General features: G+C 71.0%; 7 protein-coding genes. 1 reads left to right on the top strand and 6 read right to left on the bottom strand.

From position 1 onward, the window contains the following. On the top strand, positions 1–1056 hold a 1056-nt coding region (locus KHA85_RS15490), incomplete at its 5' end, for an ABC transporter ATP-binding protein (RefSeq protein WP_213186497.1). Between the two features lie 112 nt (positions 1057–1168). Here KHA85_RS15490 and KHA85_RS15485 read toward each other — a convergent pair. The 6 genes from KHA85_RS15485 to KHA85_RS15460 all read right to left on the bottom strand — a co-directional run bounded on the left by KHA85_RS15485 (position 1169) and on the right by KHA85_RS15460 (position 8484). After that, positions 1169–2206 (bottom strand): alpha/beta fold hydrolase, encoded by a 1038-nt coding sequence (locus KHA85_RS15485; RefSeq protein WP_213186496.1) that lies wholly within the window; start codon positions 2204–2206, stop codon positions 1169–1171. Beyond that, positions 2203–3279: an NAD(P)H-dependent amine dehydrogenase family protein gene (locus KHA85_RS15480; RefSeq protein ID WP_213186495.1), complete on the bottom strand. Its 1077-nt coding sequence runs from the start codon at positions 3277–3279 to the stop codon at positions 2203–2205. Before KHA85_RS15480 ends, KHA85_RS15485 begins: the two co-directional genes overlap by 4 nt. Positions 3280–3359: 80 nt before the next feature. After that, entirely contained in the window at positions 3360–5117 is a 1758-nt protein-coding gene (gene ctaD, locus KHA85_RS15475; RefSeq protein WP_213186494.1) for an aa3-type cytochrome oxidase subunit I, read from the bottom strand. A 139-nt stretch (positions 5118–5256) separates the two neighbouring features. Then, on the bottom strand, positions 5257–7263 hold the full coding sequence (locus KHA85_RS15470; protein ID WP_213186493.1) for a M13 family metallopeptidase: 2007 nt from the start codon (positions 7261–7263) through the stop codon (positions 5257–5259). 76 nt (positions 7264–7339) lie between these two features. Then, on the bottom strand, positions 7340–7900 hold the full coding sequence (locus KHA85_RS15465; RefSeq protein ID WP_213186492.1) for a hypothetical protein: 561 nt from the start codon (positions 7898–7900) through the stop codon (positions 7340–7342). A gap of 71 nt (positions 7901–7971) precedes the next feature. Continuing rightward, positions 7972–8484, bottom strand: coding sequence for a DUF4395 domain-containing protein (locus tag KHA85_RS15460; protein WP_213186491.1), 513 nt, complete (start codon positions 8482–8484; stop codon positions 7972–7974). Positions 8485–8536: the final 52 nt, after the last annotated feature.

The raw sequence follows: 8536 nt of genomic DNA, 5'->3' as shown, positions 1-8536 counted from the left end.
GCTCGTGGACTTGCCGCACCCGGAGGGGCCGACCAGGACGAGGAACTCGCCGTCGACTCGCTCGACATCGACATCGCCGACGGCGAGTTCCTCGTCCTGGTCGGCCCCTCCGGGTGCGGCAAGTCCACGAGCCTGCGCATGCTCGCCGGGCTCGAGCCGGTCGACTCCGGACGAGTCCTCATCGACGACCGTGACATGCAGCGCGTGGCGCCCCGCGACCGGGATGTGGCCATGGTCTTCCAGAACTACGCCCTCTACCCCACCATGACCGTCGCGCAGAACATGGGCTTCGCCCTGCGCAACGCCGGCGTCAACAAGACCGACACCCGCCGACAGGTGGAGGAGGCCGCCCGGATCCTGCAGCTCGAGGACCTGCTCGACCGCAAGCCGTCCCAGCTGTCGGGCGGCCAGCGCCAGCGCGTCGCCATGGGCCGGGCGATCGTGCGCCGCCCCAAGGTCTTCTGCATGGACGAACCCCTGTCCAACCTCGACGCCAAACTCCGCGTGTCGACCCGCGGCGAGATCGCCGGGCTGCAGCGTCGGCTCGGCGTGACCACCGTGTACGTCACGCACGACCAGGTCGAGGCCATGACCATGGGCACCCGGGTCGCCGTGCTCGACAAGGGCGTCCTGCAGCAGGTCGCCGCGCCCCGAGAGCTGTACGACCGGCCCGCCAACGCCTTCGTCGCCGGGTTCATCGGCACCCCCGCCATGAACCTCGTCGAGGTGCCCGTCGCCGCGGGTCGCGCCTGCGTGGGCGACGCCGAGATCGATGTGCCCGCCTCGCTCGGCGGCCGCGACCGCATCATCCTGGGCGCTCGCCCCGAGGCCCTGCGGCTGGTCGGCGCCGGCGAACCCGGGCTGGAGCTGACGGTCGATCTGGTGGAGGAACTCGGCGCCGAGGCGTTCGCCTACGGGCACTCCGACGCCGGCGACCGCATCGCGATCCGCCTCGACCGCGGGCACGGCACGGCGGTGGGCGAACGAATCCGGGTGCGCCACATCGACACCGAGGTCCACGCATTCGATACCGAGACCGGCGACCGCATCGACTGAGCGCCAGCCAGCCCGTTCCGGCCACAGCCGCCCCTCTCGATGGCGTCTCGCCCACCCCGCGGAGCGTGCGAGACGCCATGCCGGGGAGCGGCTGCGTGGGGGGCGGCCCTGATCAGCGGGGCGGGACTGGCGCGAGCACGCCCACGAGCTGGTCGGCGGGCACGCATCGGGGCGGGGGCACGTCGAGGCCCGCGCCACCGCCCGGCCCGCCGTCGCCCGGCCCGCCGTCGCCAGGCCCACCGTGCCCACTGCGCAGCGGCCCACCCAGCGCATCGATCACCAGATCCACCGCGCGCGGCGAGGCCAGCACGGTGAGATGCCCCGAGCGGTCGGCCTCACACCCGTCCTGCAGTCGGACCACCCGCAGGTCGACGAAGTCCGGCACCTGTGGCGCGACCACCGGACCGGTGAGCTCGTCGTAGTCGGACGACACGGCCACGTAGCGCACGCCGCGCGCCAACGGCACACCCTCGTCGCCCAGCCAGGCCAGGGTCGCCTCCGCGTCACGTTCGGCGGTCTCGGCGGACAGCACGCCGAACAGGTCGGTGACGAACTCCGGCGGTCCCTCGCCCGACCGCGCGGGGTCGGCGCCCAGCGTCACGACCGTCCGCACCGAGTCGGCCTGCGCGGTGGCGGCGACGAAGGAGGCGACGATCGCCCCCTGCGAGTGCCCGACCAGGTCGACCTCGGCGGCGCCGGTGAGCGCGCGCACCCGGTCGATCTCCGCGGCGAGCTGCGGCGCGGACGCCCCGGTGAGCGAGTCCAGGCCGCCCGCGGCCCCCAGCCCGGGCAGTGCCCCGACGGTCGGCGCCCACACGCAGAACCCGTCCGCGGCCAGCGCCGCCCCGACGGTCGCCCACGAGTTGCCGCCGTTGAGCCCGGTGCCGTGGACCAGGATCACCGGCTCGGGCCGCTCGGCGGTCGGTCGGCAGTCGTCGCGGTTGAGACCCGGCGGGTCGGCGAGGCCGTGCGTGAGTTGGTGGACAGCGCCGTCCCACCAGCGCCACGGGACGCCGGCGGCTGTGGGTGGGGTGGTGGGCGCGGCCGAGGCGGCGGGCACGGCCGAGGCGGCGGGTGCGGCCGTCGAGGTGGCCGAGGAGGTGGCGACGACGACGAGGGCCGCCACCGCGACAGCGCGCCGTAGCGTCATTTGCTCATTAAGCCACGGCCCGTGATCATCGGCAGGTCCTTCGCGTAGACGAGTCCGGGCGCCGCGGCGACGACCGCCTCGACGGAGTTGACCAGCCGCATCGCGGTGACCCACATCCCGGATTCGTTGTGATCACCGTGTTCGGCGTGGTGGCCGAACTCGATCCGCATCGCCGGCTCGCCGGAGATCTCGACGCGGTAGCACCCGTCGCCGTGATCGGGCCGCGGCCAGTCGGGGGCCTGATCGTCGGCCGTGCGGGTGACGTGTTCCAGCACGATGCGGTCCTCGCCGTCGACCTGTCCCACCACCTCGAACCGCAGCGCCGCCTGCGTCCCCTCGGGCACCTCGCACGCGAGCAGCGACAGGTCCCGGTCGGCGGGCAGACGCTCGTGCCGCTCGACCAGTGGCTCGTCGAGGGTGACGTCGAGTGCGGCGGCGAGTTGCCGGACCACCGACCCCCACCCGGCGGCGAGCATCCCGGGCCGCAGCAGCGGCGGCAGGGTGTCCATGGGCTGCCCGAAGCCGAAGAGCCGGCGCATGGTCTCGCCCTGGTGGTAGACGGAGTAGTCGGCGATCTCACCCACGCGGATGTGGTCGATCCGCCGGGACAGGCTCGTCATGACCAACGGCAGCACGTCGTTCGCGAAGCCGGGGTCGATGCCGTTGACGTGCAGGGCCGCGCCGCCCTCGCGCCCGGCGTCGTCCAGCGCGGTGATCATGTCCTCCGGAATGGTGCCGTGCGGGAACTGCAGCAGCACCGGCCCGGAGGCGATGACGTCGATCCCCGCGCGCAGGAAACGTTGGAAGTCCTCGACGGCCTCCATGAAGCGCGTCTCGGTCTCCGCGGTGTAGACGACGGCGTCGGGTGCCAGGACGAGCAGCGCGGCGGCGTCATCGGTGGCGGCGACGCCCAGGTCGCGGCCCAGCCCGGCCAGGCGGCCCGCGTCCTGTCCGACCTTGGCCGGGTCGGACACGAACACGCCCACCAGCTCGAGCTCGGGCCGGGCATAGATCCCCTCGACCGCCATCCGCCCGAGGTACCCAGTCGACCACTCCACGACCCGGATCGTCATGGAACGTGACCCTATGCGACGACCCGGGTGCCCGGGCCGGTCACGTGGCAAGCGGGCCGGTCACGCATCGCCCGGGCGGGTCACCTGTCCTGCGGCGACGGTCCCCGCTCCGGCACGTCCTTCGCGGAGCCCGGATCGCGGGTCTTGCGGCCGCCGCCGACGTGGGCCTCGGCGCGCATCCGCTCGCTCATGTGCGGGTAGTGCAACTCGAACGCGGGGCGCTCGGAACGGATGCGGGGCAGGCTCGCGAAGTTGTGGCGGGGCGGCGGGCAGGAGGTGGCCCACTCCAGGGAGTTGCCCGCGCCCCACGGGTCGTCCACCAGGACGAGGTCGCCGTAGCGCCAGCTGGAGATGATGTTCCAGATGAACGGCAGCATCGCGATGCCGAGGATGAACGAGCCGACCGACGAGATCTGGTTGAGGACGGTGAAGCCGTCCGAGTCCAGGTAGTCGGCGTAGCGGCGCGGCATGCCCTGGTTGCCCAACCAGTGCTGGACCAGGAACGTGGTGTGGAAGCCGATGAACGTCAACCAGAAGTGCCACTTGCCCAGCCGCTCGTCCAGCATGCGGCCGGTCATCTTGGGGAACCAGTAGTAGATCCCGGCGAAGGTGGCGAACACGACGGTGCCGAACAGGACGTAGTGGAAGTGCGCCACCACGAAGTACGAGTCGTGGACGTGGAAGTCGATCGGCGGCGCCGCGAGCATGATGCCGGTCAGTCCGCCGAAGAGGAACGACACCAGGAAGCCCAGGGCGAAGATCATCGGCGTCTCGAAGGTGATCTTCCCGCGCCACATGGTGCCGATCCAGTTGAAGAACTTCACGCCCGTCGGGATGGCGATGAGGAACGACATGAACGAGAAGAACGGCAGCAGGACGGACCCGGTGGCGAACATGTGGTGCGCCCACACCGCCATCGACAGGCCGGCGATGGCCAGGGTCGCGAAGACCAGGCCGGCGTAGCCAAACAGCGGTTTCCGGGAGAACACCGGGAGGATCTCGGTGATGATCCCGAAGAAGGGCAGCGCGAGGACGTACACCTCGGGGTGACCGAAGAACCAGAACAGGTGCTGCCACAGAATCGCCCCACCGTTAGCCGGGTCGTAGATCCGGCCGCCGAACGTGCGGTCGTAGAACACTCCCATCGCAGCCGCGGTCAGCAGCGGGAAGATGAGCAGGATCAGCACCGACGTGACGAGGATGTTCCACGTGAAAATCGGCATCCGGAACATCGTCATGCCGGGCGCGCGCAGGCAGATGATGGTGGTGACGAAGTTGACGGCGCCGAGGATCGTGCCGATGCCACCGATCGCCACCCCGAGGATCCACAGATCCGCGCCCACGCCCGGGGAGTGGATCTTGTCCGCGAGCGGCATGTACATCGTCCAGCCGAACGATGCCGCGCCACCGGGAGTGATGAAGCCGGTGAGCAGGACGACGCCGCCCAGCGCGAACAGCCAGAACCCCATGGCGTTGAGGCGCGGGAACGCCACGTCCGGTGCGCCGATCTGCAGCGGCATGACGTAGTTCCCGAAACCCACCACGATCGGCGTGCCGTAGAACAACAACATCACGGTGCCGTGCATGGTGAACAGCTGGTTGTACTGCTCGTTCGACAGGAACTGCATGCCCGGGAAGAACAGCTCCGCCCGGATGAGCAGCGCCATGAGGCCGCCGATCGAGAAGAACACCAGGCACGTGGCGATGTACATCAGGCCGATCTTCTTGTGATCGGTCGTGGTGAACATCTCCTGCCAGGAGAGTCCGAACGGCCGCCGGATGGCAGGAGCGTCCGCAGCGGTGACTGCCCGCCCGGGCGGCACGAGAGTGTCTGACATCGGTACCCCGTTCCTCCTCACGGCCGAGGCGGGCGCAGCGGTCGCCGCGTCCCGCGCTGTGACCAGCGCCAAGATCAGGTGACGACTCTCACCGTACGCGTCCCCTGGCAGAACGGAGCGGGATCGCCCCCGAGAGGGCTTACCAGATGCTCACCCGCTCCTCAGGCGCCAGCCACAGCCCGTCCGCATCGGTCACGCCGAACGCCTCGTGGAAGTCGTCGAGGTTGCGCACCACCTGGTTGCAGCGGAACTCCGGCGGCGAGTGCGGGTCCACGGCGAGCCGCCGGGCGGCCTCCTCGGCGCGGGTCTTGGTGCGCCACACGATCGCCCACGAGGTGAGGAGCCGCTGGATCCCGGTCATGCCGTCGATCTCCGGACCCACGTCCGGCCCCTGCGCCGGCTGGCCGTCCGTGCCCTGCGCCAACCGGTAGGCCAGCAGCGCGATCGTGAGGCCGCCCAGATCGCCGATGTTCTCCCCCACCGTGAAGGCCCCGTTGACGTGGTCCTTCTGGGGATCGAGGCCGTCCGGGGTGAGGCCCTCGTACTGGGCGATCAGCGCCTCCACGCGGGTCCCGAACGCCTCGCGGTCGTCATCGGTCCACCAGTCGACCAGGTTGCCGTCGCCGTCGTACTTCGCCCCCTGGTCGTCGAAGCCGTGGCCGATCTCGTGGCCGATGACCGCGCCGATAGCCCCGTAGTTGGCGGCGTCGTCGGCGTCGGCGTCGAAGAACGGCGGCTGCAGGATCGCGGCCGGGAAGACGATCTCGTTCATCACCGGGTTGTAGTAGGCGTTGACGGTCTGCGGCGTCATGTGCCACTCGTCGCGGTCGACGGGCCCGCCCAGCTTGCCCAGTTCGTACTCGTGCTCGAACCGGGCGGAGCGACGGACGTTACCGATGAGGTCGTCGGCGCGGACCTCGAGCGCCGAGTAGTCCCGCCACTTGTCGGGGTAGCCGATCTTCGGCACGAACGCCTCGAGCTTGTCCAGCGCGCGCTCGCGGGTGGCCGGGGTCATCCACGGCAGCCTGCTGATCGAGTAGCGGTACGCGGCGGTGAGGTTGGCGACCAGTTCCTGCATGCGCGCCTTGTGGCCGGGCGGGAAGTGGCGGGCCACGTACTCCTTGCCGACCTCCTCGCCGAGGGCGGCCTCGACCGCGCCGACGCCGCGCTTCCAGCGGGCCTTGATCTCCTCGGTCCCGGACATGACGGTGCCGTAGAAGCGGAAGTTCTCCTCGACCAGCTCCGCGGGCAGGTACGGCGCGCGGGAGGAGACGATCCGCCAGCGCAGCCACTCCTTCCACGTCTCGAGCGGCTCGGCCGACCACAGCTCGGCAACGGCGGTGAGGAAGTCGGGCTGCATGGCGACGAGCCGACCGAAGGTCTCCTCGGTGCCGCCGAGCTCGCGCGCCCAGTCGTGCCAGGGGAAGCCGGGGGCCAGCGTCGGAAGCTCGTCCCAGATCACGGGGTTGTAGGTCTTGTCCGCGTCGCGGCGGGCCACGACGTCCCAGTGCGCGGCCGCGATCCGCGTCTCCAGAGCCAGGATCCGCCCGGCGCTCTCGCGGGCCACGGCGGCGTCCGCGAGCCCGGCCAGCTCGAGCATCCGCGCGATGTGCTCCGTGTACTGCTCACGGATCTGCGCGTACTGGTCCTCGCGATAGAAGGACTCGTCGGGCAGCCCGATGCCGTACTGCACCAGGTAGAGGATGTACTCGGTGGAGTTCTTGGCGTCGTTGTTGACGTAGGCGCCGATGAGCCCGCCGACGCCGACCTTCTCCAGCCGCGCCATCGCCAGCGCGAGGGAGTCCGCGTCCCCGGCACCGTCGACCTCGGCCAGGTCTGGCGCCAGCGCCTCGACGCCCGCCGCCTCCACCGCGTCGGTGTCCATGAACGAGGCGTAGAACGCGCCGATCCGGGAGTCGACCGGGGCGTCGGTGATGATGTCGCGCACCCGCTCCTCGGACAGGTCGCGCAGCGCGAGGAACGCGCCGTCGATCGGCCGGTCCGCGGGGATCACGTGGTCACGGATCCACGTGCCGTTGACGTGTTGGTACAGGTCGTCCTGCGGCCGGACGTCCGGGTCGACGTACCGCAGGTCCAGGCCCGAGGGGCGAGGGGCGTCGGTGGTGGGGATCTCGGTCGCTGTCATGCGACCAGGTTACGGAAGGGCGCGGCCCCCGCGGGTGGGATGACGACGGCGACGACCCGCGGCGGCCGGCCCGCGATCAGGGCAGACCGTGGCGGGCGTTGTGATCCTTCGCCCCCTGATAGGCGTCGACCATCCCCCAGACCCAGAACCCGAACATGATCGGCAGCCCGATGAGGACCACCGAGAGCAGCACGCCCACGCCGTAACCCGCCAGGATCCCGACGCCCCTGCCGACCCGACCGTTGAGCATCGTGCCCAGCCCGGGGATGAGCAGCGAGGCCACGAGCATCAGCGCCGGGTCCTTGCGGGCGGCCGGCGGGTACTGGCCGTAGGGCTGCATCGCACCGTACTGCTGAGCGTAGGGCTGACCGGGCTGGCCGTACTGCGGCATCCCGTACTGCTGCATGCCGTACGGCTGGCCGTAGGGCTGCTCGTACTGCTGGGTCCCGTAGCCCGGCTGCGTGCCGTACTGCGGATCACCGTAGCCCCCGCCGTACTGCGTGTCGCCGACGTCGGAGCCCGGGTACCCGCGGACCCCCTCCTGCTGGGCCCACGTGTCGTAGCGCTTCTCGAAGTCGCGGTCGCCGGACCGGTCGTCGGGGCGGTCGGAGGCGGTGCCGTCAGCGGGAGTGCTCATGGGCCCACACTAACGCGGGGCGGCGGCGGGCCGGTCGCGGCGAGGACACGATCGCGTGCCGCCGCGGCGCCTCAGCTCCGGGCGGTCATCCCGGGCCGGGCCCAGATGTCAGCGCAGTCCACGCACGCGTCGTCCGGGATGAGGCCGACACGCTGGAGCCGCCCGTACATCCAGCAGCCCAGGCAGAAGCCGAGCGCCGCCTCCGCGAGGGCGGCCAGCACCAGCACGCCGAGCACCGTGATCCCCGCCGTGGTCAGTCCGCCGAGGAACAGCCCGAACGCGACCGACGACATCACCAGGCCGATGGTCTGGGCGAACCGCTTGGGCGCGCCGGAGACCAGCTTGGGTTCCGCACTGACCCGCGGGGCGAGCACGTGCACGGAGAGCCGGCCGAACGGCGAGTACCGCGGGCCGCCCGCCACCCGCAGCGCGAAGCCGACGACCAACGCCCCGGCGAGCCAGATCCGGGCGGGTGACGGCATGACGATCGTGACCACCGCGAGGGCCACCACGAGGGCGGCGGTGCAGCGGGCGGCATAGTCGTTGACGACCTCGGGGAAAGCGAACGCCTCGCGCAGACTCATGGCCTCACCTCTCGATCACTGCGGATAGACCGATCTGTCTATCGCCGGGTCG

The sequence above is a fragment of the Dietzia massiliensis genome (assembly GCF_018390595.1).
Lineage (GTDB): Bacteria > Actinomycetota > Actinomycetes > Mycobacteriales > Mycobacteriaceae > Dietzia > Dietzia massiliensis.
The sequence above is the reverse complement of the archived record's forward strand: the minus strand, read 5'-3'. Positions and strand labels throughout refer to the sequence as shown.